Raw genomic sequence first — 22,993 nt, 5'->3', positions numbered from 1 at the left:
ATCGGTTCCCACGCCGAGATTGGGGCCACTGCGAAGGCAAGCGGCTCCATCACCCAAGCGGCGCGCATTTTGTCGCAAGCCATTCCCTGACCTCCCCATCCGCCAGCAACGGGCCGATGATCTCCGCCACTTTCGCGTGATAGGCATCGAGCCACAGAAGCTCATCAGCGGTCAGCAGGGCCGGATCGATCAGGTTACGCTCGATCGGGGCGAAGGTCAGCGTCTCGAACGCCAGCATCGCCCGCTCCGGATCGCCGCCGGCTACCGCATGCGGCACGACCAGCAGCAGATTCTCGATGCGGATGCCGTACTCGCCCGCCTTGTAATAGCCGGGCTCGTTCGACAGCAGCATGCCCGCGCGCAGCGGCTCCAGCGCCTGGCCGCTGGGGTGGTCCGGCGGGGCGATCCGCTGCGGCCCCTCATGCACCGACAGGTACGCGCCGACGCCGTGACCGGTGCCGTGACCGAAATCCAGCCCCGCCTCCCACAGGGGACGCCGCGCGAAGGCATCGATCTGGCCACCCATCGTGCCATCGGGGAAGATCGCGGTGGCGATGGCGATGTGCCCCTTCAGCACGCGGGTGAAGCGGTCGCGCATCTCCGCGGTCGGTTCGCCGATCGGCAGCACACGCGTAACGTCGGTGGTGCCGTCCGCATATTGGCCACCGGAATCGACGAGGTACAACTGCCCGAGTTCGATCGGCGCATTCGATTCCGGTGTGACGCGGTAGTGCGGGCTGGCACCGTGGCCACCTGTCGCCGAGATCGTGTCGAAGCTGGTGTCGAGCAACAGCCCGGTTTCCTGCCGGAACTCCAGCAACTTGGCGGCGGCGCTGAGTTCGGTCTGGCCGCCCTTCGGACACTCCGTCGCCACCCAGTGCAGGAAGCGGGTCAGCGCCGCGCCGTCGCGGCGGGACGCGGCACGGTGGCCGGCGATCTCGACCGCGTTCTTGATCGCTTTCGGCAGCAGCACCGGGTCGCGCAGCGGCAGCGTCGTCGCGCCCCCGGCTTCCAGCGCGTCGGCGATGGCAGCAACCGACCCGGCGGGATCGACAGCGACACGACGGCCCGCAAAGCCCGCCAGCGCATCGGCGAAGCCGGCACGATCGCGCAGGCGCACGGAGTTGCCGAGGTGCTGGCGGACCGTGTCGTCGACCTTCTCGGGCGCGACGAACAGGTCGGTCTCCCCATCGGCGTGAACGATCGCATAGCTCAGCGCCACTGGCGTGTGATCGACATCGCCGCCCCGCGTGTTGAGCACCCACGCGATGGAATCGAGCGCCGAGAGGACGACCGCATCGGCGTTCTTCTCCGTCAGCCAGTCGGCGATCTGCGCGCGTTTGGTGGCGGAGGACGCGCCGGCGACGGCGTCGGGCTGGACCGTCAGCCTGGCGGGCGACGGGGCCGGACGATCGGTCCAGATCGCATCGACGGGGTTCGCCGCGACCGCCACCAGCGCCACGGCGCGGTCGGCGAGAACGGCACCGGCCTGATCGACCCACGATCGCGTGTGCAGCCACGGATCATAGCCGATGCGCGCACCGGACGCGGCGTTCACCGCCAGCCAGTCGGCAATCGACGTTGCGGGGACGTCGACATAGTCCCAATCGTCCGCGGACACCTGCTCGCGCACTTGCAGCGTGTAGCGTCCGTCGGTGAAGATCGCCGCCCGGTCGGCGAGCACGACCGCGGTGCCGGCCGAGCCCTGAAATCCGGTCAGCCACGCCAGCCGCTGCGCATAGTCGCCGACATATTCGCTCATATGCTCGTCGGTGAGCGGCACCACGAAACCGTCGAGCTGCCGGTCCGCCAATGTTGCGCGGAGGGCCTCGAGTCGCGCGGAATGGACCGTCATCGGCGCACCGCCGCGGCACCGAAGTGGAGGAAGTGGAGGCGCTGGAACAGGGCCTCCAATTCGGATGCGGAATAGCGATCGGGAGAGGTGCGTGGAGGCATGGCGGCGTGGATCAACATCCGCCGCTTGTGGCATTTTCCAGACAATTAGGACAGCGGTGCAGGCTTGCCCTTGTCCGTTTTGCCATCGCCGACATCCTGCGGGTGATGCGGGACGAGGATCAGGGTGCGCTCCTCCACCCGCCACGACTTCAGCCGCGACAGGAAGTTCATGCCGACGACATTGACGTCGCCGAACGCAGGCGAGACCACCGCCGGCAGGTCGCGCGCGACGATATTGCCGAAGCGGAATTCCGGAATGGTGGCGGAGCGCGCGCGGATCGTGCCGTTGGCGGTCGTCAACAGCACGGGAACGATGCCGTCCTCCGCCCGCAGATCGGCCGCCGCCGCGGTCTGCGACGACAGCGCGGTCACGGTCGCGCCGCTATCGACCAGCATCCGCCGCTCGATCCCGCCGAACCGCGCGCGAATCCAGAAATGGCCGTCGGGGCTCATGCGGATGCGCGTTTCCTGCCCGAGGACGGACTGGTCCTCCAGCTTGAAATAGCGGGCGACGCCGCCGAGCCACGGGTCGAAATCCTGCCGTTGATTGAGCACGGTGACGAGCAGCACGAGGATCGCGCCCCAACTGGCGATCGAGACGATCGTGCGCAGCACCGGAATGCGCCGCGCGACGATCGTCACGACGATGATCGCGGCGGCGACGGCGTAGAGGGTCGGATGGGATCCGGGGGTCGGGATCATGTCGCCGGATTAGCGCAGAATGGCTGTACCGGGGCTGAAGGCGAGGCCGTCAACGACGCTTTCCCTGGCGGCCATTGGTCTTCAGGTCGGGCTTCGGCGGCGGGGTCCAGCCGGGCGGGGGCTCGACGGACTGGCGGCTGGTGCCCAGACCCATGCTGCCCGGTTGTTGGCGGGTCAGCCCAGCAGTGTCCGCCACCGCAGCATCTTCGGCGGACGCACCGGCGCGCAGCAGGGCGATGCGGTCGCGCAGCGCACGCGCCTGCTCGAAATCGAGCGCCTCGGCGGCAGCGTCCATCCGGTGCTGAAGATCGGCGAGCGTGTCGGTCATGACGGCTCAACGCTTTGGATCGTGTATTTGCCGCCGACGCGTTATGGCATCCGCATGATCGACAGCACCGCGCCTGCCACGCCCGCCCAGTCCGCCCTCTTGCCCCCAGTGGCGGAGACCCGCCCGCACAGCTTCACCGCGCACGGCGTGACGATCGAGGACCCCTATGCCTGGCTGAAGGACCCGAACTATCCGGAGGTCGGCGACCCCGACGTGCTCGCCTATCTCGAGGCGGAGAACGCCTATTTCGACAGCGTGATGGCCCCGCATCGGCCGCTGGTCGACACGCTGTACGAAGAGATGAAGGCGCGCATCAAGGAGGATGAATCCTCCGTCCCGCAAAAGGATGGCGACTGGCTGTACTGGACCGCGTTCGAAACGGGTGGCCAATATCGCAAATGGTGGCGCAAGCCCGTCGCGGGTGGCCCCGACGAGCTGCTGCTGGACGAGCCGGCGCTGGCGGAGGGCAAGGAGTATTTCCGGCTGGGCGCGTTCGCGGTGTCGAACGACGCGACCAAGCTGGCCTATGCGATCGACGACAATGGCAGCGAGCGGTTCGAGGTGCGGGTCAAGGACCTGACCACCGGCGAGCATTTGCCGGAGGTGATCGCCGGCATGCTGTCCGACATCGTCTGGACCGCGGACGACAGCGGCTTCCTCTATGGTCTCGCCAACGAACAATGGCGCACCGACAATGCGCGGCTGCACCGGCTGGGTACGCCCATCGAGGACGACATACTGCTGTTTCACGAGGCGGACGAGGGTTTCCGCGTCGGCGTGGCGGAGACGTCGTCGCGCCGATGGATCGTCATCGCGACGAGCGATCACGTGACGAGCGAGGTGCGGCTGGTGCCCGCCAACGATCCGACCGCGGAGCCGATCCTGGTCGCCGCGCGCAAGGTTGGCCGCGAATATGACGTGGACGAGCATGACGGCACGCTGTTCATCCACACCAACGACACCGATCCGCAATATCGCCTTTGTACCGCGAGCCTCGACGCGCCGGGCGACTGGCATGAGCTGATCGGGCCGGACCCGCATTTCTACATGACCGGCGTCGAATGCTACCGCGACTTCTTCGTGGTCGAGGGGCGCGAGGACGGGCTCGATCGCATCCGGCTGCACCGGTACGCCACGCCGACCGAGTTCACCGCGATCGACTTCCCGGAGGCGAGCTACGCCGCCGGGCTGGGCGACAATCCCGAATATGATCAGACGGTGCTGCGGGTCGGTTACGAGTCGATGGTCACCCCTGGCACGGTGTACGACTACGACACCGCGACGGGCGAACTGACCGTCCTGAAGGTGCAGGAAATCCCCAGCGGGTATGACGGAGCGAAGTATCGCACCGAGCGGCTGAAGATCGCGGCGCGCGACGGAACGCAGGTGCCGGTGTCGATCGTGTATCCGGCCGATTTCGTGCGCGGCGGGCCGTTGTTCCTCTATGCGTACGGCGCATACGGCTACGCGATCCCGCCGGGCTTCTCGACGGGTCGTTTGAGCCTGCTCGACCGCGGGTTCGCCTATGCCATCGCGCACATCCGCGGCGGCGACGACCTGGGCCAGCAATGGTATCTCGACGGCAAGCTGCAAAAGCGGGAAAACACCTTCAACGACTTCGTCGACGTGGCGAAGGCGCTGGTCGCGGACGGCTGGACCGAGGCGGGCAGGATCGCGATCGCCGGGCGGTCGGCGGGCGGCGAGCTGATGGGCGCGGTGGTGAACTCCGACCCCGACCTTTGGGGCGCGGTGATCGCCGACGTGCCGTTCGTCGACGTGCTGAACACGATGCTGGATGCCGACCTGCCGCTGACGCCGGGCGAGTGGCCAGAATGGGGCAACCCGATCGAGGATGCGGACGCGTTCGCGCTGATCCGGTCGTACAGCCCGTATGACAATGTCCGGGCGCAGGCTTATCCGCCGCTGTTCATCTCGGGCGGGCTCAACGATCCGCGCGTGACCTATTGGGAGCCGGCGAAGTGGGCCGCGAAGCTGCGTGCGACGAAGACCGACGATAACGTACTGCTGCTGAAAACGAACATGGGCGCGGGGCATGGCGGCAAGTCCGGCCGCTTCGAATCCTTGCGCGAGGCGGCGGAGGAGCATGCGTTCGTGCTGTGGCAACTCGGCGTCGCCGGATGACGATCGAGGCGCTGGTCGCGCGGTACGGACTGGCGGCGATCTTTCTCGGCGCGGGGTTGGAGGGCGAAACGGCGGTCGTGACGGGGGGCGTGCTGGCGCATCGGGGGCTGGTGCCGCTGGTCGGCGTGGCGTTGGCGGCGATCCTGGGATCGTTCGTGGCGGATCAGGGATTCTTCCTGTTCGGGCGGCATTTCCGCGAGCATCGCTTTGTCCGGCGCATCCGCGAAAAGCCTGCGTTCGCGAAGGCGCTCGACTGGCTGGAGCGGTATCCGCGCGGCTTCATCTTCGGCTATCGCTTCGTCTACGGCATCCGCACCGTCAGCCCGATCGCGATCGGCGCAAGCCGGATCGGCGCGACGACGTTCGTCGCGGTGAACGCAGTAGCGGCGGTGATCTGGGGCAGCCTGTTCACCGGCATCGGCTATATCTTCGGACAGGGCTTGGAGGCGCTGGTCGGGCGGGTCGGCGTCGGTCACCTGCTGATCGGCGCGGCGGTGGTCGTCGTCGCGGGCGCAGTCGGCTGGCGGGTGTGGCGCGCGGCATGAGCTTCGACCTGCGCTTCGTCGCCGAAGATGGCGACATCGACGAACTCGGCCACGTCAACAACGCGGTCTGGGTTCGGTGGATACAGGACATCGCGACCGCACACTGGCAGGCTACTGCGCCGGCGGAGCATGTCGCCGCCTATGTCTGGGTCGTGACCCGGCACGAGATCGACTATCGCGGCAACGTGGCGCTGGGCGAGGGCGTGACGGCTGAGACGTGGGTCGGGATCCCCAAGGGCGCGCGGTTCGACCGGCACGTGCGCTTCACCGGCGACGACGGGCGCGTGAAGGTGGAGGCGGTGACGACCTGGGCGCTGGTCGACCGCGCCACGGGCAAGCTGTTGCGCGTGCGGCCGGAGATCGCCGCGCCGTTCCTCACGCCAGCCGGTTCACCGAATCCATGAACCGCGCGAGACTGATCGGCTTCGAAACATAGGCATCCGCGCCGGCGCCGCGGATGCGATCCTCGTCGTCGCGACCCGCATAGGCGGTGACCGCCATGATCGGAATGCGGCGAAGCTCCGGATCGGCCTTCAGCGCGAGGATCAGTTCGTAGCCGGTCACGTGCGGCATCTGGATATCCATCACGATCAGGTCGGGGCGAAAGGCGCGCGCACGCTCCACCGCCTCGCGCCCGTCACGCACCGGCTCCGCGGCCCAGTCGTGCGCGCGGAGCAGGTCGCAGAACAGCTTCAGGTTCAGTTCGTTGTCCTCGACAACGAGCACCTTTTTCGCCACGCGGGAAACTACTCCTGTAAAGATGCTACGATACGCAATGCCGCTGCGCGATACAAACCCCGACGACCATCAAACGATGGCCTTACAGGCGCTCGTCTGGACGCTGGCTGAACCATCGCGCGCGGCGCGGCTGCTCGACACGACCGGGCTGGAGCCGACGGAGCTGAAGGCGCGTGCTGGCGAACCCGCGGTGCTGGCCGCGACGTTGATGTTCTTGGAGGCGCACGAGCCGGACCTGATCGCCTGCGCCGACGAACTGGGCGTCGCGCCCGCCCGGCTGGTCGCGGCGCGAGAGCGGCTGGAGACATGAGGCCGCTGCTGATCACCGATTGCGACGAAGTGCTGCTGCACATGGTGAAGCATTTCCAAACGTGGCTGGACGAGGCGCACGCGATCGATTTCCGCATCGGCGCGGGCGACTTCGCCGCGAGCATGACGCGGCGCGGTGCGGATGCGGAGCCGATCCCGCAGACCGAGATGTGGGGACTGCTCGGCGGGTTCTTCCCGGGCGAGATGGCGCGGCAGACGCTGGTGCCGCATGCCGCCGAGGCACTGGCGCGGCTGGCGGAGCAGGCCGATATCGTCGTGCTCACCAATTTGCAGGACGCGTGCCGGCAACCGCGGATCGACCAGCTGGCGGCGTTCGGGATCGCCCACCGCGTCGAATGTAACCAGGGCGGCAAGGGCGCGCCGGTCGCTCGGCTGGTCGAGGAGCATGGCAGCCCAGTGACGGTGTTCGTCGATGATCTGGCGGTGCACCACGACTCCGTCGCCCGCCACGCGCCGGGCGTCCACCGGCTGCACATGATCTCCGAACCCGAACTGGCTGCCGCAACGCCGCCCGCACCCGCCGCGCACGCGCGGATCGACGACTGGCAAGAGGCGGAGGCGTGGATCGCCGCGCGCTTCGCCGATGGCGCGCCGGCTCAAGCTTGACCCCCGGGGCTTGACCCTGCCGCGGTGCGAAGGCAGTCCCGCCGCATGACCGATCGCATCGATACCAAGCTCGCCGAACTGGGCCTCTCCCTGCCGGAGGCGGCCGCCCCCGTCGCCGCCTATGTCTCCGCCGTAGAAGCCGGGGGCATGCTGTTCCTGTCCGGGCAGTTGCCGTTCAAGGACGGCCAGCTGGTCAAGGGCCGGCTCGGCGAGAACGTCTCGCTGGAAGACGGTCAGGAGGCAGCGAAACTGTGCGGACTAATGGTCGTCGCCCAAATCCGCAAAGCACTGAACGGCGATCTGGCGCGGGTGAAGCGCATCGTGAAGCTGGGCGTGTTCGTAAATTCCACCGCCGACTTCACCGATCAGGCGAAGGTCGCAAACGGTGCGTCGGAGCTGATGGTCGCACTGTTCGGCGACATCGGCCGTCACGCCCGCTCGGCGGTCGGCGTACCCGTGCTGCCGCTGGGTGCCGCGGTCGAGGTCGACGCGATTATCGAGATCGGCACCGCACTTTAAACTTTACGATCATCAGTCGGGCCGGACCGGCCGCTTTAATCGACCTCCAGAAGCCGTAGCGGCACGTCACGTGCCAGCGGCAGGCCGCCGCAATCGATGTCATTCAATCTTGCGGCATGATACGCTTGACGGGTAACGACGTCGCGAGGCAGCACTCCAATCTGCCGCACCAGAGATATGCATCTAGAAAAGCATGTTTTTCCCCGGTGCTCTATGCTCACGGAGAGAAAACGGATGCCGGGACGGGAGCAGGAAGGGACTGTTCAGAAGGTTCGCAACATCGCGGACCTGGCGCGACTGGCGGGCGTATCGCCCGGCACCGTGTCGCGCGCATTGGCCGGCAAAGCGCTGGTCAACGCCGAGACGCGTGCGCGCATCCAGGCCTTGGCGACCGAGCACAGCTTTCGCCCCAACCAGATGGCGCGGCGGTTGCGGACACAGCGCACCGGCGTGATCGGCGTCGTCGTACCCTTGGGGCATGAACGTCGGCAGCATCTGTCGGACCCGTTCTTCATGTCCCTGCTGGGTCATCTCGCAGATTCGCTGACGGAGAATGGCTACGACCTGATGCTGTCGCGCATCATCCCCGATGCGGACGACTGGCTGGAACGGATCGTCGGGTCGGGCATGCTCGACGGGGTGCTGCTGATCGGCCAGTCCGACCAGTGGGAGACGATCGAGCGTGTCGCCGCCGAATATCGGCCGATGGTGGTATGGGGCAGCCAGATGCCTGGACAGATCCACTGCGCTGTCGGTGTCGACAACCGCATGGGCGGACGCCTGGCGGGCGAGAAGCTGATCGCGCGCGGCAGCCGCCGGCTGGCGTTTCTGGGCGAGGTGCGGACGCTGGAACTGGACCAGCGTTACAAGGGGCTGTGCGATGCAGCGGCGGCGGCGGGACTGGATGTGCCGTTGCAATTGGACACGCATTTGGCATCCGACCTGATGACGGCCGAGATCACGGCGCATATCGACGCGCAAGGTGACCGGATCGACGGGATCGTCGCGGCGTCGGACGTGATCGCGGTGCGTGCGGTCCGCGTCCTGATCGATCGCGGTATCGCCGTGCCGGACAGGATGCCGATCACCGGCTTCGACGATCTGCCGCTGTCCGGTCAGATGGTCCCGCGGCTGACGTCGGTGAAGCAGGATCTGGTCACCGGCGCACGGGCGATGGTGGACGCCCTGTTCGCGCGCATTGCCGGTCAGGATGCGCCATCGGTGGAGATGACGCCGGTCCTGATGGAACGCGACACGGCCTGATCCGTCAGGCGGGGCTCTCCATGGCATCCAGAAGTGCGTCGATGCTGACCGTGCCGAAGCCGGTGTAATCGTCGGCGATGCCATACGGGAGCAACATCGTCCGGCCGCGGACCAGCGCACCGCAGCTGTACACGACGTTCGGAACATAGCCGTCGCGGTCCTGAGGCCCCGGCTCCAGGATCGGCAGCGGCGTGCGGCCGAGCACCTTCGAGGGATCGTCCTTGTCGAGCAGCGCGGCGCCCATGCAGTAATTGCGGACGACACCGACGCCGTGGGTCAGCAACAGCCATCCCTCCTCGATCTCCAGCGGGGAGCCGCAATTGCCCATCTGAACGAATTCCCACGGATAACGGGGTTCGATCAGCTTCTGGCCGCCGGTCCATGCGAACAGGTCGTCCGACGCGAATAGCCACAGATTTTCGTTATCCTGACGCCCAATCGCGAAATGGCGTCCTCCGATCTGTCGCGGAAACAGCGCCATACCCTTCGCCGCGGCGAGATCGCCGGTGACGGGCCGCATCCGGAAGGTCGCGAAGTCGTCGGTCTGGAGCATCTGCTGTTGCACGCCGCGATCGCCCACCGCGGTGAACGTGCCGACATAGGTGGAATGGCCGTCCGGCATGGTGAGCGGCGTGAGACGCAGGTCCTCGATCCCGCGGCTCTGGCTGGGGACGACGGGGAACAGCACGGTTTCCGACGGTTCCCGGCTGCCGCCACAGTCGAGTTCGAAGACATCGTCGGTGCCGGACGGCGCGACGATCGGTGCGACCGAGGTCGGGCTTGGCGGGTCGACGGCGACGCTGCCGTCCGCGGCCCAAGTGCCGGTGCGGAAGGTGACGGACGACAGATGCCCCTCTCCGATCCCGCGCAGCGACAGGATGAAGCGGGTTGCGCCATCTTCGGTGCCGGACAAGTCGGGGTGTTCGACGATGCTGGGGTTGAACAAAGCGGCGGATTCGAAGGAATATTCGGCGCTGAAATACGCGCCGATCAGCATCCGGTGCGCCTCCGTCGCGTGCGCCGCACCGGGCAGCTGATTCGCCATCTCGGCGAAGCGACGGAGCAGCAGCGCCGGCACATCGCGGTGCCGCTCGTCCAGCGACAGTCGCACGCGGTCGAGTTCCTCGCGCAGTTCCGCCTCGTCGAGCTCCAGCACGCGACGGGCGATCCGCTCGGCGCGCGGATGGCCGGGCGTCTCGAACCCCGGCGGATCGGACGGCAGGAACGGGCGGATCACCGTGCGGCCCGGATCGGGGCGCAGGACGACGGGCAGGACGGTGATGAGGGACTCGCTCACTTGACGTTCGCATCCTTCAGTTCGGTGGCGTTGGTAACGGTGGCGATGCCGCCCGCGTCGATCGCGACCAGCCAGCGCGCATTGCCGTCGCACACCGCGACCCAGGTCGGCGCACCCTGGATGTCCTTGGCTTCCTTGACATCGGTCACCTGCTGGCATTCGCGGCCGGCGTCGCGGATCGCGCGAAACATGACGCCGACGCGCTGCCCCTGCGGCATCGTGCGGATCGCCTGCGCATAATTACCCTCTGGAACGGTGACGTTGGTCGTCGGCTGGTCGCTCGACGCGCCTTGTCCGCATGCGGCGAGCAGGAGCGGAGCGATCAGGAGTGCAGGCATCAGGCGGTTCATGACGATCCCTTTTCGTGGCGGGTCCATGCCCTGATAACCGCTCGCCGCCGCGCCGGTTGCATAGTGACGGTATCGTAATGACGCGGGAATCACTGGCGTGCGGCGGCGTGCCTGATAAGCCATGAGCGAAGGGATGCGGAATGGCGCGCTGGCGGCTGGCAATATTGAACCTCGCGGCGGTTCTGACCGCCTGTGGCAGCGATTCCGGCGGTTCATCATCGGCGGTCGGCGACACCGGCGGCGTGACCACGGCAGCCGCGGGCTGCACGTTGCGGGCGCGGCAGGACTGGGCGGCGGCGCAGTTGCGCGAATGGTATCTGTTCCCGGAGACGCTGCCGGCCTCGCTCGATCCCGCCCCGTATCCCACGGTGCAAGCCTATGTCGACGCGCTGACCGCGGGGGCACGGGCGCAGCGCAAGGATCGGTTCTTCACCTACGTGACCTCCATCCGCGAGGAGGAGAGCTACTACCAGTCGGGCAACACCGCCGGCTTCGGCATCCGCATCGCCACCTCCGCCGATCGCACGAAGTTGCAGATCACGGAGGCGTTCGAGGGCGCACCGGCACTGACCGCCGGGATCGACCGCGGTACGGAGATCGTCGGGATCGGCACGACCGCGAGCGATGTGCGTCCGGTGGCGGAGATCGTCGCCGCGAACGGGCTGGACGCGGCGCTGGGGCCGGCGACGGCGGGGACGACGCGGACCTTCCGCATCGTCGACGGCTCGGGAACGCGCGACGTCACCGTGGCGAAGGCGGACTATGCGTTGGTGCCCGTGTCGTCCCGTTACGGCGCACGGGTGCTGGCGGATGGCGACAAGCGGGTCGGATACATCAACCTGCGCACCTTCATCGACACCGCGGACGGCAGCCTTCGCGCCGCGTTCGACGGGTTCCGGGCGCAGGGCATCACCGAGTTCGTGATCGACCTGCGCTACAATGGCGGTGGGCTGATCTCGATCGCGGAGCTGATGGGCGACCTGATGGGGGCGGATCGCCGCCCGAGCGACGTATTCTCCTACACCATGTATCGTCCGGAAAAGGCGGCGAGCAACCGCACGCGCTTCTTCCAGCCGCAGGCGCAGTCGGTCGCGCCGACGCGCATCGCCTTCATCGGCACCACGGCAAGCGCGTCGGCGAGCGAGTTGGTCATCAACGCGTTCATCCCCTACCTGCACGCTCGCGTCGGGCTGATCGGGACCAACACGTTCGGCAAGCCGGTCGGGCAGATCGGGCTGGACCGCAGCGCGTGCGACGACCGGCTGCGCGTCATTGCGCTGGCGACGCAGAATGCCGCACGCCAGGGCGGCTATTATGACGGGCTGGCGGGGACGGTGGAGGCGAGTTGCCGGGCGACCGACGACTTGACGCAACCGCTGGGCAGCGTGGCGGAGGACTCGATCAGGACGGCGCTCGATTTTCTGGCGGGGCGCGCCTGCACGCCGATCGATTCCGCTGCGACCGCACAACGTGTTGGCGGAGGAGTGCGGACGCTGGTCAACGCGGCGCGGCCCAATCCGGCGCAGCGCGAGGTGCCGGGGCTGTTCTGATCGGGCCGCGCGGCCTATCGCTCATGGATGAGCGACGAGTATGTCTATGACGAGGCCAGTGGCGAGTGGGTGGCGGGCGGCGACGCCCCTGCCCCGGCAACTGCCGTGGAGGTGCGCGACGCGGTCGGCAATGTGCTGGCGGACGGCGATCAGGTGACGCTGATCAAGGACCTGAAGGTCAAGGGCGCGGGGCAGACGCTGAAGCGCGGGACGCTGATCAAGAGCATTCGCCTGACCGGTGACGAGCAGGAGATCGACTGCAAGTTCGACGGGATCAAGGGCCTCGTCCTGCGCGCCGAGTTCGTGCGGAAGCGGTGACGTGAGCCCGCGGATCGACCCGAGCTGGGACGCGACGCTGGCCGATGCGCTGGCCTGTCCGAGCATGGCAGCGCTGCACGCGTTCCTCGACAACGAGGTGGCGGCCGGCAAGCAGGTGTTCCCGGCCGCGGAGGACCGGTTCCGCGCGCTGGAGCTGACGCCGCTGCCGGACGTGCGCGTCGTGATCCTGGGGCAGGACCCGTATCACGGCTCGGGACAGGCGCACGGGCTGAGCTTTTCCGTGCGGCCGGGGGTCAGGCCGCCGCCGAGCCTCGTCAACATCTACAAGGAAATGCACGCCGATCTGGGCATCGTGCCGGCGGGGCACGGGTTTCTGGAGGCGTGGGCGCGACAAGGCGTGCTGCTGCTCAACACCGTCATGAGCGTCGAGGCGGGCCGCGCCGGATCGCACCGCGAGCGTGGGTGGGAGCGCTTCACCGATGCCGTCATCCGCGCGGTCGCCGCGAAGCCGAAACCGGTCGTGTTCCTGCTGTGGGGCGCACATGCGCAGAAGAAGGCGGCGTTCGTCCGCACCGTCGAACGGGGCGGCGCGCATCTGGTGCTGAGCGCGCCGCATCCGTCGCCGCTGTCGGCATACAAGGGCTGGTTCGGCAGCCGGCCCTTCTCGCAGGCGAACGCCTTTCTGGTGGAGCACGGCAGGCGGCCGATCGACTGGGCTTTGCCTTCAGAGGGTTAGCGCGGAAGGTTAGGCTAAGGTTAGTCCAATGCGACGTTTCACTCGTCGTCGCTTCCATCCCCATCGCGCTCCATGTCGCGGCGGTGGCGACGCAGGGCGCGGTCGATCGCTTTGGGATGATCGGGCGCATTGCGCGGATGGACGAAGCGGTCGAGCGGCACGGGCACCGGATCGCGCTCGTCGAGCAGGCACGCGATCTCGTCCGCCAGTTCCTGCGGCGGCATCAGCAGATGCGGCTCGGCCGGCGTGACGGGGCCGAGCGTCGCGGCGGCAACTTCCAGCGGCGGGGTCGCCGGCATGGGCTCGGCAGCGGGGCGGGTATCCTGTTCGGCATGGCGGAAGCGATCGGGGCGATAGGCGCGCAGCAGGAACATCATCAGCCTATCGCTGTAATGACGCTTCGAGCCGATGCGGCAGCCGTCGCGGTCGAACACCGGGATGTCGACGCCGTCGATCGCGCGCGTCATCGCGACGTCGATCAGGCGGGTCGCCGCCGCCGCGACGGCGGCATCCCAGGCGCGCGCGAAGCTCTCCGCCCCCGCCGAGCGGCGCAGGCGATAGGCACTCTGCACCGAGATATCGAGCGAGCGGCAGGCGTCGGCGACGATGCCGGTATCGGCCAGTGCCTCGACGAAGCGACGCTGCAATTCCGGCGTCCAGCCATCCGAGCGCGGCCGGCGCAGGACGGGCCGCCATTCGAAATCATGGGGGTCGAAGCCGTTGGCATCCAGCACCGGCGGTTCGGGCACCGTGGCGACGGTGCGCGACCGGTCGTCGGCCGCCGCCTCCGGCATGTCGAGGGTGGCGGGATCGCGCGGCGCGGCAGCGGCGGGCGGGGCTTTGCGGGTTTTGGAATCGTCCATGCGCGCCAGAAGGTCACGGGTCCTCCAACATTGACAGGCGGCCGGGGTCGATTGTTGGACGGTTTACGGGCGCGCTGTGGCAGGATGGCATCCAACAGCCGCCCGCGGTGCGCGGGTGCGCGAAGGAGACGGACGATGACCGAAGCCTGGTGGAACGACACGCGCATCGCGGCGAGCGACGACATCGTGGTGGTGGAGGGCAACAGCTATTTCCCGCTGTCCGCCGTCGACCCCGCCATACTGAAGGACAGTGCGACGACCAGCGTCTGCCCGTGGAAGGGCACCGCGCATTACTACACGCTGGTCGCCGGCGGCGCGGAGAACAAGGACGCGGCATGGTACTACCCCGAGCCCAAGGACGCGGCGCGTTCCATCGCGGGGCGGGTGGCGTTCTGGAAGGGTGTGGTGGTGCGGTAGGTCCGGGTCAGCGGGGGCGGTCGAGCGGGAAGCGCATCGCGACGTCGCAGCGGGCATAGGCGTGGCCGAAGCGCGCCATGATGTCGGCGTCGTGGACGAAGCCGGCGCGTTCGTAGAGGTGGATCGCGGCGGCGCATTTGCGGCTGGTGAGCAGGTAGAGCGTGTCGATGCCGGGCAGGTCGCGGGCGCGTTCGATCAGTGCGGCGAGCAGGATGCCGCCGGCACCGGTGCCGCGGGCGGCGGCGAGCACACCCATCTTGGTGAGTTCGTACGCGCCGGTCGCGGTCGGCATCAGCGCGCCGGTGCCGATGACGGTGCCGTCGGGCGTGGCGGCGAAGAGGATGACGCCGCCCTGATCGACGATCGCTTCGCGCGGATGGCCGAGGACGTGGCGGTCGTGATCCTCGAGGACGAACATATCCTCGATCCAGGCGGCGTTGATGTGCGCGAAATGGGGGGCGAGGGTGTCGGTGTAGGGGAGGATTTGCATGGGGGTGGTAGGGGATCACGAATCAAACACGGAAGCGACGATCAGTTTTAACTACCTTAACTTTGCTGAAGGGCCACTCTCCCTTCGGCAGTTCTCTTAAGCTTCGCACGGATCGCCATCCGATATTTCGGCGTTACGAATTTCCATAAATTTTGCTTAGGCGCTCGCCGGATTATCGGATGCTTGGCTGAGGCAAATCCCGATAAAATCTGTGAAACGTTTAAGGCTGCACCCTTAGTTTCAAAATTCTCGCGCAATATCATTTCAATATCACTAGTTTTAAAATCCTCTAAAGAACACATTCCAAGGGAGAACAATACCTGATTTTTTCGCCCTACCTTTGTGTCTATGGCGTTCATCACCCCCTCAATGACGCCAACGTCGGAAGACAGGCTATCTGCCACCCACGTCTCCAAGGCATCATTGACGATTTCTTGAGTTATAATATCTTTGTTGCGAACGGCACCTTGAGACACAATCAGGCACAGCTCATGCAGATGCTGAGCAATCCTATCAGTGTAGAAGCTGATATCTGAGTAAAGCTTCTTTTGATCTACTTCGGCAGAAAAGTTTAGACCCAACTGACCAACAAAGCCTTTCTCAATCAAATCATGCGCTTCGCTGTCAGTCATTCTTGCGACCTCAGGCAACTCTGTAAGACGATTCGCGATCGGTGCCGAATTCGAAATATTTACCAGGATTTCCTTGAGATTTCCAGGCACCCCTACGATAACGACCTGAACATCAAATTGGCTGAAAGATTCATCATCTGCGGACACGATAAGGCCACCAATCTGGCGGACCATATCTGCATCACTCACAATAGACTCAAAGTTGTCTAGCACTAGGGCCGCGGGTCGGTCAGAATGGGCACGAAAACGGACTGCCTCTAGCAGACTCATAAATGGGCTCTTAACGTGAAACGTTTGCGACGATTTCAAAGCATGATCGACGCCCATTCCGCCCGGCTTAAAGCCGGCACTTGAGTTGGTTTCCTGGGCAGTTATTGTTGAACGCCCCCATTCCCCAAGCTTTTGCTTGAAAGCATCTTCAAGAGATCCAGTTGCGGCAGCCTGTCCTAAATTTACCACATCCACGTGTATATCATTTTCTGCGAAAACTTTCTTCTATAACCAAGTTTTTCCGTTTCCACTTTCTCCATGTATCACGATATACTTATTAGCATTAAAAGCATCTATGAGGCGCCTCTCAAGGCGTTCGCGTTGAACGTACATGCTATCGTTCACCTGAGGTGCACGCGGCGTAAAGACCTTATCAGGAGCTACCTTCGGCATAACCGTCTCACTACAGACTTAAAAGACTACAGTGCTACATTCAGGCTAGTATTGCAAAGGCGATCATTCCGCCGCCGGCAGGTAAACCTCGCTCCCCTTTGCCTTAAAGCGTTCGCTCATTTCCGCCATGCCGGCTTCGGCGTCTGCTACCGAGCCCTTGCCGTTGGCGAAGAGGGCGCGGTCGGCGTCGGCTGCGTCCGCCGCCAGGAACGTGTCCGCGGGCGAATTCTGCTTGGCGGCGAATTCGCGGACTTCGGCGGTGATCTTCATCGAGCAGAATTTGGGGCCGCACATCGAGCAGAAGTGGGCGGTCTTGGCGCCTTCGGCGGGGAGGGTCTGGTCGTGGTAATCCTCCGCCGTGTCGGGGTCGAGCGACAGGTTGAACTGGTCGCGCCAGCGGAAGTCGAAGCGGGCGCGGGATAGGGCGTCGTCGCGCATCTGGGCCGCCGGGTGGCCCTTGGCGAGGTCGGCGGCGTGGGCGGCGAGCTTGTAGGTCACCACGCCGACCTTGACGTCGTCGCGGTCGGGCAGGCCGAGATGCTCCTTGGGCGTGACGTAGCAGAGCATCGCGGTGCCGTACCAGCCGATCATCGCGGCGCCGATGCCGCTGGTGATGTGGTCGTAGCCCGGCGCGATGTCGGTGGTGAGCGGCCCGAGCGTGTAGAACGGGGCTTCGCCGCAGACCTCGAGCTGCTTTTCCATGTTCTGCTTGATCTTGTGCATCGGCACGTGGCCGGGGCCTTCGATCATGACCTGCACGTCCTGCGCCCAGGCGCGGTGGGTGAGTTCGCCCAGGGTGTAGAGCTCGCTGAACTGCGCCTCGTCGTTGGCGTCGGCGATGCTTCCGGGGCGGAGGCCATCGCCGAGCGAATAGGCGATGTCATACGCCTTCATGATCTCGGTGATCTCGTCGAAGCGTTCGTAGAGGAAGGATTCCTTGTGATGCGCGAGGCACCATTTCGCCATGATGCTGCCGCCGCGCGAGACGATGCCGGTGACGCGCTTCGCGGTCATCGGGATGTAGGGCAGGCGGACGCCGGCGTGGATCGTGAAGTAATCGACGCCCTGTTCGGCCTGTTCGATCAGGGTGTCGCGGAATACCTCCCACGTCAGATCCTCGGCGATGCCGCCGACCTTTTCGAGCGCCTGATAGATGGGGACGGTGCCGATCGGCACGGGCGAGTTGCGGATGATCCATTCGCGCGTGTCGTGGATGTTGCGGCCGGTCGACAGGTCCATGACCGTGTCCGCGCCCCAGCGGATCGACCAGACGAGCTTGTCGACTTCGGCGGCGACGTTGCTGGCGACCGCGGAGTTGCCGATGTTGGCGTTGATCTTGACCAGGAAGTTGCGGCCGATCGCCATCGGTTCGGATTCGGGGTGGTTGACGTTGTTGGGGATGATCGCGCGGCCCCTCGCCACTTCGTCGCGGACGAATTCGGGGGTGACGTAGTCGGGGATCGACGCGCCGAAGCTTTCGCCGTCGCGCTTGTAATCCTTGAGCATTTCGCGGCCGAGGTTCTCGCGGGTGGCGACGTACTCCATCTCGGGCGTGATGATGCCGCGGCGGGCATAGTGCATCTGGCTGAGGTTCATGCCAGGCTTGGCGCGCAAGGGGCGCTTTACGTGGCGCGGGAATTGCGGAACGCCGCCGGAGCGGTCGGGGCCGAGCTGGCCGTTGTCCTCGGGGCGGATTTCGCGGGCGTCGTAGCTTTCGACGTCGCCGCGCGCCTCGATCCACTGGCGGCGAAGCTGCGGCAGGCCTGCCATGATGTCGATGCGGGCGTCGGGATCGGTGTAGGGGCCGGAGGGGTCGTAGACCCGCAGGGGTGGCTCGTTTGCGGAGGGATCGAGGTGGATCTCGCGCATCGCGACGCGCAGGGGGCCGACATGCACCTTCTTCGATCCCCGGATCGGTCCGGTGGTGACGCCGATTTCGGTGCGGGCTGGGATGTCGGCCATGTCGTCTCTCCAAAAAACGGAGAGCGGGCGGTCCTCTGGCGAACACCGCTCCCTCCCTCCGCCGGTGTCAACCGGATCAGGTTCAGCGGGTCGAAGGCTCCTGCCTTCCTCTCAAGCGCGGACTGGCGCTCCCCCGGGGATGACGGGAGCATAGGCGCGTCGCAGGCCGCGTCCAAATAAAAAGGCGGCCAAACGAAAAGGGCCGCGCCGTTGCCGGCGCGGCCCCCGTTCGACCGTCAGGAGGGGGAATCAGGTCGAACGAACGGTGCCGTTCACACCGGCGGGGAAGAAGCCGCCGCTGGTCGTGGACGCATTCGGGGTCAGGTACACGATGTTGAGCACCTGCGCCGGCGAGCGGACGAAGGCGAGGCCGTTCGCGTCGGTCGGGACGATGTTGGACCGGACCTGCCCGTTCACCGTCTCGGATGCGATACCCTGATCGCGGTCGGCACCCTGGCCGAGCAGACCCGTCGATGCCGTTCCATCCAGCGTGTCGCGCGCGTCGCTGATCCGCGTGGTGGCGGTGATGATCGACGTGTCGGTCACCCCCTTGCGGTACAGCAAAGTGCGGACGAGGCCGGCGTGATAGGCCTCGACGGCGTGAATGCCCGCCGCCGCCTCGATCGTGGCCGGTGTCGTCAGCAGCTGGACGCCGCCCATATACGCCGTGACGCCCACATCCTCGAACAGATACGCGGCCAGCAGGAAGTTGTTGTCGCTGGCATACGGATCGAACGTCGCGGTCGCACCGACCACCTGGGCGGCGCGCGCCGCCGCGGTGAAGGCGCCGTTCGCATCGCCGGAGATGTTGATCGCCGGCTGGGACACCGCGGCAGCGCCGAGTGCGGTGCGCAGGAAGGTGACGTGCGCGATCTCGTCATAGGCAATCTCGCGGGCATATTGGCCGACGATCGGGTCCTGGAACGTGACCTGCCGGCCACCGGTGACCGCACCCTGCACACCGGTCCCGGTGGTCAGGTTCGCGGCCAGACCGACGCCGAATGCCGCAAAGCTGTAGAACTGCGCTTCGAGATATTCGAGGTTCAGCGCGAAGTTCAGCACGTCGGCTTCCGTCACCGCAGTGGGTGTCGGGCTCGGCGTGGGGGTCGGCGTCGGCAGCGGCGTGTCGTCGTCGTTACAGGCGGCGAGCATCGACAGCCCGCCGACCACTGCGGCAGCACCACCGGCGGCGCGGAGGAATCCGCGGCGCGCGTCGCGCCGGGTCTTGGCTCTCTCGACCAGGTCGAGAACGAAATGTTCGTCTTGCATGGAAGCATTTCCCTTAAAAGCAGGTTCTCGACAGATCAGAGCGAGGCGATGCCGCCCCGGATGTTGCCGTTGACGCCGTTCGGGAAGAACCCGCCCATCGTCGCCGCCGCGTTGTTCAGATAGACGATGTTCAGCACCTGCTGCGGAGAGCGGCTGAAGGCGATCGCGGAAACGGGATCGGCCGGAACGATATTCGACACCAGTGCACCGCTGAGGGTGACAGGCGAGATGCCCTGATCCAGATCGTTCGGGCCATCAAGGCTGTCACGCGCATTGGAGATCGCGTCCGCCGCCGAGCGCAGGCTGGGGGTTTCGACACCCAGACCGTAGAGCGTCGTGCGGACGATCGCGGCGTGGTACGCCTCCACCGCCAGGATACCGGCGGCCGCCTGAAGGAAGGTCCTGTTCTGGACCAGCGGCGAAGCGCCCTTGTACGCGGTCACGCCGACATCCTCGAAGATGTACGCACCGAGCAGGAAGCTCGCGTCGTCCGCATAGGGATCGAAGCTGGGCGACAAGCCCGCTGCCGCCGCCGCCGCGCCGAACGGTCCGCCGGCGCCGCCGCGAATGTCGATGTTGGGCATCGCCACCGCCGCCGTGCCGAGCGCGCCCGCACTGCGCAGGAAGGTGACGTGCGCGATCTCGTCCGCCGCGATCTCGCGCGCATATTGCGCGACGACCGGGTCACGGAACGTGACCGGACGGCCGCCGACCACGGTACCGGCCGCGGTCGTCCCGTTGCCGCCCCCGGTCAGGGTCGTAGACAGATACGAGCCCGTCGCAGCGATCGCGTAAAATTGCGCCTCGAGATATTCGAGGTTCAGCGCGAAGTTCAGGATATCGGCATCCGTGATCGCCTGCGCCGACGCCTTGGTCGAGAAGCTGAGCGCTGCCGCGCCACCAACCGCGAAGGCACCCACGCCGAACGCTGCCTTGAAAAATTCTCGCCGGTCGTCGCGGCGGCGGACACGATTGTCCATCGTCGCGATCAGGTGTTCGCTATCGGTCATCGATCATCCCCTCGTACGGCCGGTCGGGGGCGACCAGCCTTCAGGTCCTCTCCGTCACGCGAGAGAGGGGAGGAATGCTCCCATGACCCGCGATCGGGTACAGGAACGTCGATCGAAGACTTCCGGACGCACCGCGGCGCACCATGACGTCAAATAATTTTCGTTAAGGTCGCATAGGTTGCACGGGATCGTTGATCCCGTGCAACTTCGTTGCGCGCCACGACGGCGGATCAGAAGGTGTAGGCGACGCCCACTGCGCCCAGCCACTGGGTGCGCGATCCGGCGATGCTGGTCAGCGGACTGTCGGCATAATCGTTGAGCAGGCGGCGGTAATTGACGCCACCGACGGCCTTCCAGCCGTGCAGCAGATCGCCGCTGAGCACATAGGTGCCCGCGACGCCGAGCGACCAGTTCTTCCACCCGCCGCGCGCGTTGTAAACGGGTAGGCCGCTGGCGAGGCTCTGCTGCGGCGAGACGCTGAAATAGGTGCGAGCGTACTTACCCGCGGCGCGTTCGCCGGACGCGAAGATGCCGACCGCAGCCTTCTGGCTGAGCGGCGTGAAATAGCTGACGGTTGGTTGCCAGATGCCGCTCTCGTGGGCGTTGCCGACATCGTAGCGATAGCTGACCGACACGGCGAGGCGGTCATAGGGGCTGGTGAGGACGCCGGTCTTGCCGACCCCAACGAAGCCGCCGACCTCGTACGCCGTGTTGACCTCTCCCAGCGCCTTCACCCGGCGATCGTCGATGCTCTTGGTGTTCGACCGGTTGAAGTTCAGGACGGCGATCGGGCCAGCCTGCAAATCCCAGGTCGGTCCCGCCTGATTGCGGATCAGGTCGACGGACACGCGGTTGCCGAGCACCTGGAAGGCATAGCCGCTGATCGAGCCGATCGCGGCGGGGGCCGGGACGACGCGATAGTCGTTCGAACCCTCGTAATCGCTGAGATACGCCGCAGCGACACCGACGGTGACGGTATCGGCATCGAAGCCGTCAGCGCTTCCCGCGGGAGGCGTGTCCGCTGCGGATTGCGCCAGTGCCGGGGCGGTGAACAGCAGCAGCAAGGCGGCGGCGGGCAGGATGGCGCGCAAGGACTGTAACTCCGGTGATACGATGATCCCGGCGCAACGTCCCGATAACCGGATCGGGTCCGGGTCGACCGATCAGAAGATGTAACGCATCCGTACCTGTTGCGTTTGTGCACCACCATCCAACGTGAAGCGGGCAGCCTCGAACCGCGGCGGGCCGAAGCGGACGGCGGGATTGCGGGAGAAGCCGAACCCTTCGCGCGGAATGCCGGCGAAGGTGTCCAGCTTGGCGTTGCCGTTCTCGTCATGGATCACGGCGACGGCATAGCCACCCCTGGGCAGGCCGTCGAAGCGGACGCTATGCACTCCCGCGGGCACCGAGCGGGTGACGGCGTCGGCATCGTCGATGCAGCCGGGGAAATTGGCCGGATCGGCGGTCAGGCAGATGCGGACCATGCCCTTGCCGGAGCGCAGGTGGTCGACCGCGACGTCAAGCCGCGCCGGGTTCGTCGCGCCGGTGAGGGCCGACAGCGCTACGATCGCCAGCGCCGCCGTGCCGGCGCGCCGCGCGGGCGTGGTCCCGCACGAAATCGCCGAGGCCACGGTCGGTGCCGCAGATGCGATCCCAAAAGCGGAAATAGAGGCCATAATTGCACCCGTATTGTTCATGATGCCGCTGGTGATGGCTCGCCGTGATGAGCCAGTTCCCCAATGGCCCCCGCCACATGAACCGCGGGAAAACCTCCCACCCCATATGGTTCGTCACCCCCATAACCGTCATGACGGCAAGGACGAAGCACAAGGCACCGGTGTGGAGCGGAATGACGAACACCAGTAGCGGAATTACAACAGCCCCGCTCAGCGCCTCGATCGGGTGGAACGCCATCGCCGCCCAGGCGGTCGGTGGTTTGCTGGCGTGGTGGACGGCGTGCGCCATCCGGAACGGTTTGGGCCGATGCATCCAGCGGTGCGTCCAGTAGAACCATGTATCGTGCGCGAACAGCACGAGAAACACCGACACCGGCAGCCACCAGAGCGGATAGTCTGAGACGCGGTCGTAGAGCAGCGTCCAGCCGCGATTGTGCCAGCCCCAGGCGACGATACCCGCCGGGATGCCGTAGATCGCGGCGGACGCGAGGCTCCACGCGATCTCCCGCTTCATCTGCGGATCGAGGCCGCGATAGAGGCCCGGATGCCGCCGCCCCGTCGCCCAGGCGAAGGCGCCGGACACGATCAGGTAGCGGACACCGATGATCAGCGTCATCGCAATAGCCGACAGGATGAGGGCGAGGATCACCGGGCCGCTCTACACGATGCG

At 66.2% G+C, this 22,993-nt stretch carries 27 protein-coding genes and 1 riboswitch; of the genes, 11 read left to right on the top strand and 16 right to left on the bottom strand.

Translation table 11 applies throughout. The features are described from left to right. Window positions 1-49: 49 nt before the first annotated feature. Genes ILT43_RS11585 through ILT43_RS11575 form a run of 4 tightly spaced genes read right to left on the bottom strand, consistent with a single transcriptional unit; the run spans window position 50 to window position 2,986 of the window. Window positions 50-1,855, bottom strand: coding sequence for an aminopeptidase P family protein (locus tag ILT43_RS11585; protein WP_204199123.1), 1,806 nt, complete (start codon window positions 1,853-1,855; stop codon window positions 50-52). Then, window positions 1,852-1,974: a hypothetical protein gene (locus tag ILT43_RS19690; RefSeq protein ID WP_275431441.1), complete on the bottom strand. Its 123-nt coding sequence runs from the start codon at window positions 1,972-1,974 to the stop codon at window positions 1,852-1,854. Before ILT43_RS19690 ends, ILT43_RS11585 begins: the two co-directional genes overlap by 4 nt. A 27-nt stretch (window positions 1,975-2,001) precedes the next feature. Further along, entirely contained in the window at window positions 2,002-2,658 is a 657-nt protein-coding gene (locus ILT43_RS11580; protein WP_204199122.1) for a retropepsin-like aspartic protease family protein, read from the bottom strand. A 49-nt stretch (window positions 2,659-2,707) separates the two neighbouring features. Then, window positions 2,708-2,986 (bottom strand): UvrB/UvrC motif-containing protein, encoded by a 279-nt coding sequence (locus ILT43_RS11575; protein ID WP_204199121.1) that lies wholly within the window; start codon window positions 2,984-2,986, stop codon window positions 2,708-2,710. Between the two features lie 54 nt (window positions 2,987-3,040). On the opposite strand from ILT43_RS11575, the gene ILT43_RS11570 reads away from it, so the two are divergent. Genes ILT43_RS11570 through ILT43_RS11560 form a run of 3 tightly spaced genes read left to right on the top strand, consistent with a single transcriptional unit; the run spans window position 3,041 to window position 6,077 of the window. Next, window positions 3,041-5,128 carry a S9 family peptidase gene (locus ILT43_RS11570; protein WP_204199120.1) on the top strand — a complete coding sequence of 696 codons (2,088 nt, stop codon included), beginning with the start codon at window positions 3,041-3,043 and terminating at the stop codon, window positions 5,126-5,128. Continuing rightward, the gene (locus ILT43_RS11565; RefSeq protein ID WP_204199119.1) at window positions 5,104-5,673 is read left to right on the top strand and encodes a VTT domain-containing protein; all 570 of its coding nucleotides are present in this window, start codon (window positions 5,104-5,106) and stop codon (window positions 5,671-5,673) included. The genes ILT43_RS11570 and ILT43_RS11565 overlap by 25 nt, the downstream gene beginning before the upstream one ends. Then, a complete protein-coding gene (locus tag ILT43_RS11560) occupies window positions 5,670-6,077 on the top strand; it encodes an acyl-CoA thioesterase (protein ID WP_204199118.1) in 408 nt (135 codons plus the stop codon). The genes ILT43_RS11565 and ILT43_RS11560 overlap by 4 nt, the downstream gene beginning before the upstream one ends. Here the strand turns inward: ILT43_RS11560 and ILT43_RS11555 are convergent. Then, on the bottom strand, window positions 6,049-6,411 hold the full coding sequence (locus tag ILT43_RS11555) for a response regulator (RefSeq protein WP_204199117.1): 363 nt from the start codon (window positions 6,409-6,411) through the stop codon (window positions 6,049-6,051). The genes ILT43_RS11560 and ILT43_RS11555 overlap by 29 nt on opposite strands. A 22-nt stretch (window positions 6,412-6,433) precedes the next feature. On the opposite strand from ILT43_RS11555, the gene ILT43_RS11550 reads away from it, so the two are divergent. The 4 genes from ILT43_RS11550 (at window position 6,434) to ILT43_RS11535 (ending at window position 9,129) form a co-directional block, all read left to right on the top strand. Further along, the gene (locus ILT43_RS11550; RefSeq protein ID WP_204199116.1) at window positions 6,434-6,721 is read left to right on the top strand and encodes a DUF3572 domain-containing protein; all 288 of its coding nucleotides are present in this window, start codon (window positions 6,434-6,436) and stop codon (window positions 6,719-6,721) included. Next, window positions 6,718-7,347 carry a hypothetical protein gene (locus ILT43_RS11545; protein WP_204199115.1) on the top strand — a complete coding sequence of 210 codons (630 nt, stop codon included), beginning with the start codon at window positions 6,718-6,720 and terminating at the stop codon, window positions 7,345-7,347. The genes ILT43_RS11550 and ILT43_RS11545 overlap by 4 nt, the downstream gene beginning before the upstream one ends. Before the next feature lie 45 nt (window positions 7,348-7,392). Continuing rightward, the gene (locus ILT43_RS11540; protein ID WP_204199114.1) at window positions 7,393-7,866 is read left to right on the top strand and encodes a RidA family protein; all 474 of its coding nucleotides are present in this window, start codon (window positions 7,393-7,395) and stop codon (window positions 7,864-7,866) included. Between the two features lie 234 nt (window positions 7,867-8,100). Next, window positions 8,101-9,129 (top strand): LacI family DNA-binding transcriptional regulator, encoded by a 1,029-nt coding sequence (locus ILT43_RS11535; RefSeq protein WP_204199113.1) that lies wholly within the window; start codon window positions 8,101-8,103, stop codon window positions 9,127-9,129. A gap of 4 nt (window positions 9,130-9,133) precedes the next feature. On the opposite strand, the gene ILT43_RS11530 is transcribed toward ILT43_RS11535, so the two are convergent. Next, entirely contained in the window at window positions 9,134-10,426 is a 1,293-nt protein-coding gene (locus ILT43_RS11530; RefSeq protein ID WP_318293490.1) for a glycoside hydrolase family 130 protein, read from the bottom strand. Further along, entirely contained in the window at window positions 10,423-10,899 is a 477-nt protein-coding gene (locus ILT43_RS19520) for a hypothetical protein (RefSeq protein ID WP_239474556.1), read from the bottom strand. The genes ILT43_RS11530 and ILT43_RS19520 overlap by 4 nt, the downstream gene beginning before the upstream one ends. Window positions 10,900-10,916: 17 nt before the next feature. Here ILT43_RS19520 and ILT43_RS11525 point away from each other — a divergent pair, with 17 nt between their 5' ends. The 3 genes from ILT43_RS11525 to ung are packed head-to-tail and all read left to right on the top strand — an operon-like array spanning window position 10,917 to window position 13,341. Then, window positions 10,917-12,326 (top strand): S41 family peptidase, encoded by a 1,410-nt coding sequence (locus tag ILT43_RS11525; protein ID WP_204199111.1) that lies wholly within the window; start codon window positions 10,917-10,919, stop codon window positions 12,324-12,326. 27 nt (window positions 12,327-12,353) lie between these two features. Next, window positions 12,354-12,644 carry an alkylphosphonate utilization protein gene (locus ILT43_RS11520; RefSeq protein WP_204199110.1) on the top strand — a complete coding sequence of 97 codons (291 nt, stop codon included), beginning with the start codon at window positions 12,354-12,356 and terminating at the stop codon, window positions 12,642-12,644. Between the two features lies 1 nt (window position 12,645). Beyond that, window positions 12,646-13,341, top strand: a complete 696-nt coding sequence (gene ung, locus ILT43_RS11515) for a uracil-DNA glycosylase (protein WP_211534469.1) — start codon at window positions 12,646-12,648, stop codon at window positions 13,339-13,341. Between the two features lie 38 nt (window positions 13,342-13,379). Here ung and ILT43_RS11510 read toward each other — a convergent pair whose 3' ends face one another. Then, a complete protein-coding gene (locus tag ILT43_RS11510) occupies window positions 13,380-14,204 on the bottom strand; it encodes a hypothetical protein (RefSeq protein WP_204199109.1) in 825 nt (274 codons plus the stop codon). Between the two features lie 135 nt (window positions 14,205-14,339). Between ILT43_RS11510 and ILT43_RS11505 the strand changes: the two genes are divergently transcribed. Continuing rightward, on the top strand, window positions 14,340-14,621 hold the full coding sequence (locus ILT43_RS11505) for a DUF427 domain-containing protein (protein ID WP_204199108.1): 282 nt from the start codon (window positions 14,340-14,342) through the stop codon (window positions 14,619-14,621). 7 nt (window positions 14,622-14,628) lie between these two features. On the opposite strand, the gene ILT43_RS11500 is transcribed toward ILT43_RS11505, so the two are convergent. The 8 genes from ILT43_RS11500 to ILT43_RS11465 form a co-directional block, all read right to left on the bottom strand. Next, a complete protein-coding gene (locus tag ILT43_RS11500; protein WP_204199107.1) occupies window positions 14,629-15,111 on the bottom strand; it encodes a GNAT family N-acetyltransferase in 483 nt (160 codons plus the stop codon). A gap of 56 nt (window positions 15,112-15,167) precedes the next feature. After that, a complete protein-coding gene (locus ILT43_RS11495; RefSeq protein WP_204199106.1) occupies window positions 15,168-16,208 on the bottom strand; it encodes a hypothetical protein in 1,041 nt (346 codons plus the stop codon). A gap of 261 nt (window positions 16,209-16,469) precedes the next feature. After that, on the bottom strand, window positions 16,470-18,368 hold the full coding sequence (gene thiC, locus ILT43_RS11490; RefSeq protein ID WP_204199105.1) for a phosphomethylpyrimidine synthase ThiC: 1,899 nt from the start codon (window positions 18,366-18,368) through the stop codon (window positions 16,470-16,472). Between the two features lie 36 nt (window positions 18,369-18,404). Continuing rightward, a riboswitch (TPP riboswitch) is annotated at window positions 18,405-18,513 on the bottom strand. 104 nt (window positions 18,514-18,617) lie between these two features. Then, window positions 18,618-19,637 (bottom strand): ferritin-like domain-containing protein, encoded by a 1,020-nt coding sequence (locus ILT43_RS11485; protein WP_204199104.1) that lies wholly within the window; start codon window positions 19,635-19,637, stop codon window positions 18,618-18,620. Window positions 19,638-19,672: 35 nt separating this feature from the next. Next, the gene (locus tag ILT43_RS11480; protein WP_204199103.1) at window positions 19,673-20,647 is read right to left on the bottom strand and encodes a ferritin-like domain-containing protein; all 975 of its coding nucleotides are present in this window, start codon (window positions 20,645-20,647) and stop codon (window positions 19,673-19,675) included. A 230-nt stretch (window positions 20,648-20,877) separates the two neighbouring features. Continuing rightward, on the bottom strand, window positions 20,878-21,738 hold the full coding sequence (locus ILT43_RS11475) for a MipA/OmpV family protein (RefSeq protein WP_204199102.1): 861 nt from the start codon (window positions 21,736-21,738) through the stop codon (window positions 20,878-20,880). 72 nt (window positions 21,739-21,810) lie between these two features. Beyond that, complete coding sequence (locus tag ILT43_RS11470; RefSeq protein ID WP_275431448.1) at window positions 21,811-22,206, bottom strand: DUF2141 domain-containing protein; 396 nt, start codon at window positions 22,204-22,206, stop codon at window positions 21,811-21,813. After that, window positions 22,166-22,972, bottom strand: a complete 807-nt coding sequence (locus tag ILT43_RS11465) for a sterol desaturase family protein (RefSeq protein WP_204199100.1) — start codon at window positions 22,970-22,972, stop codon at window positions 22,166-22,168. The genes ILT43_RS11470 and ILT43_RS11465 overlap by 41 nt, the downstream gene beginning before the upstream one ends. Window positions 22,973-22,993: the final 21 nt, after the last annotated feature.

Origin of the sequence: Sphingomonas longa (assembly GCF_016892685.1) — a bacterium.
Classification (GTDB): Bacteria; Pseudomonadota; Alphaproteobacteria; order Sphingomonadales; family Sphingomonadaceae; genus Sphingomonas; species Sphingomonas longa.
Note: the sequence above shows the minus strand (reverse complement) of the source record. Positions and strands in the feature narration are given on the sequence as shown.

Excerpts from the sequence above, each read along its gene's own strand:
- ILT43_RS11580 (WP_204199122.1), bottom strand. The coding sequence starts at position 2,658 with ATGATCCCGACCCCCGGATCCCATCCGACCCTCTACGCCGTCGCCGCC.
- ILT43_RS11535 (WP_204199113.1), top strand. The coding sequence starts at position 8,101 with ATGCCGGGACGGGAGCAGGAAGGGACTGTTCAGAAGGTTCGCAACATC.
- ILT43_RS11550 (WP_204199116.1), top strand. The coding sequence starts at position 6,434 with ATGCTACGATACGCAATGCCGCTGCGCGATACAAACCCCGACGACCAT.
- ILT43_RS11510 (WP_204199109.1), bottom strand. The coding sequence starts at position 14,204 with ATGGACGATTCCAAAACCCGCAAAGCCCCGCCCGCCGCTGCCGCGCCG.
- ILT43_RS11560 (WP_204199118.1), top strand. The coding sequence starts at position 5,670 with ATGAGCTTCGACCTGCGCTTCGTCGCCGAAGATGGCGACATCGACGAA.
- ILT43_RS11520 (WP_204199110.1), top strand. The coding sequence starts at position 12,354 with ATGAGCGACGAGTATGTCTATGACGAGGCCAGTGGCGAGTGGGTGGCG.
- ILT43_RS11505 (WP_204199108.1), top strand. The coding sequence starts at position 14,340 with ATGACCGAAGCCTGGTGGAACGACACGCGCATCGCGGCGAGCGACGAC.
- ILT43_RS11570 (WP_204199120.1), top strand. The coding sequence starts at position 3,041 with ATGATCGACAGCACCGCGCCTGCCACGCCCGCCCAGTCCGCCCTCTTG.
- thiC (WP_204199105.1), bottom strand. The coding sequence starts at position 18,368 with ATGGCCGACATCCCAGCCCGCACCGAAATCGGCGTCACCACCGGACCG.
- ILT43_RS11575 (WP_204199121.1), bottom strand. The coding sequence starts at position 2,986 with ATGACCGACACGCTCGCCGATCTTCAGCACCGGATGGACGCTGCCGCC.
- ILT43_RS19520 (WP_239474556.1), bottom strand. The coding sequence starts at position 10,899 with ATGGCTTATCAGGCACGCCGCCGCACGCCAGTGATTCCCGCGTCATTA.
- ILT43_RS11540 (WP_204199114.1), top strand. The coding sequence starts at position 7,393 with ATGACCGATCGCATCGATACCAAGCTCGCCGAACTGGGCCTCTCCCTG.
- ILT43_RS11500 (WP_204199107.1), bottom strand. The coding sequence starts at position 15,111 with ATGCAAATCCTCCCCTACACCGACACCCTCGCCCCCCATTTCGCGCAC.
- ILT43_RS19690 (WP_275431441.1), bottom strand. The coding sequence starts at position 1,974 with ATGTTGATCCACGCCGCCATGCCTCCACGCACCTCTCCCGATCGCTAT.
- ILT43_RS11525 (WP_204199111.1), top strand. The coding sequence starts at position 10,917 with ATGGCGCGCTGGCGGCTGGCAATATTGAACCTCGCGGCGGTTCTGACC.
- ILT43_RS11585 (WP_204199123.1), bottom strand. The coding sequence starts at position 1,855 with ATGACGGTCCATTCCGCGCGACTCGAGGCCCTCCGCGCAACATTGGCG.
- ILT43_RS11485 (WP_204199104.1), bottom strand. The coding sequence starts at position 19,637 with ATGCAAGACGAACATTTCGTTCTCGACCTGGTCGAGAGAGCCAAGACC.
- ILT43_RS11545 (WP_204199115.1), top strand. The coding sequence starts at position 6,718 with ATGAGGCCGCTGCTGATCACCGATTGCGACGAAGTGCTGCTGCACATG.
- ILT43_RS11480 (WP_204199103.1), bottom strand. The coding sequence starts at position 20,647 with ATGACCGATAGCGAACACCTGATCGCGACGATGGACAATCGTGTCCGC.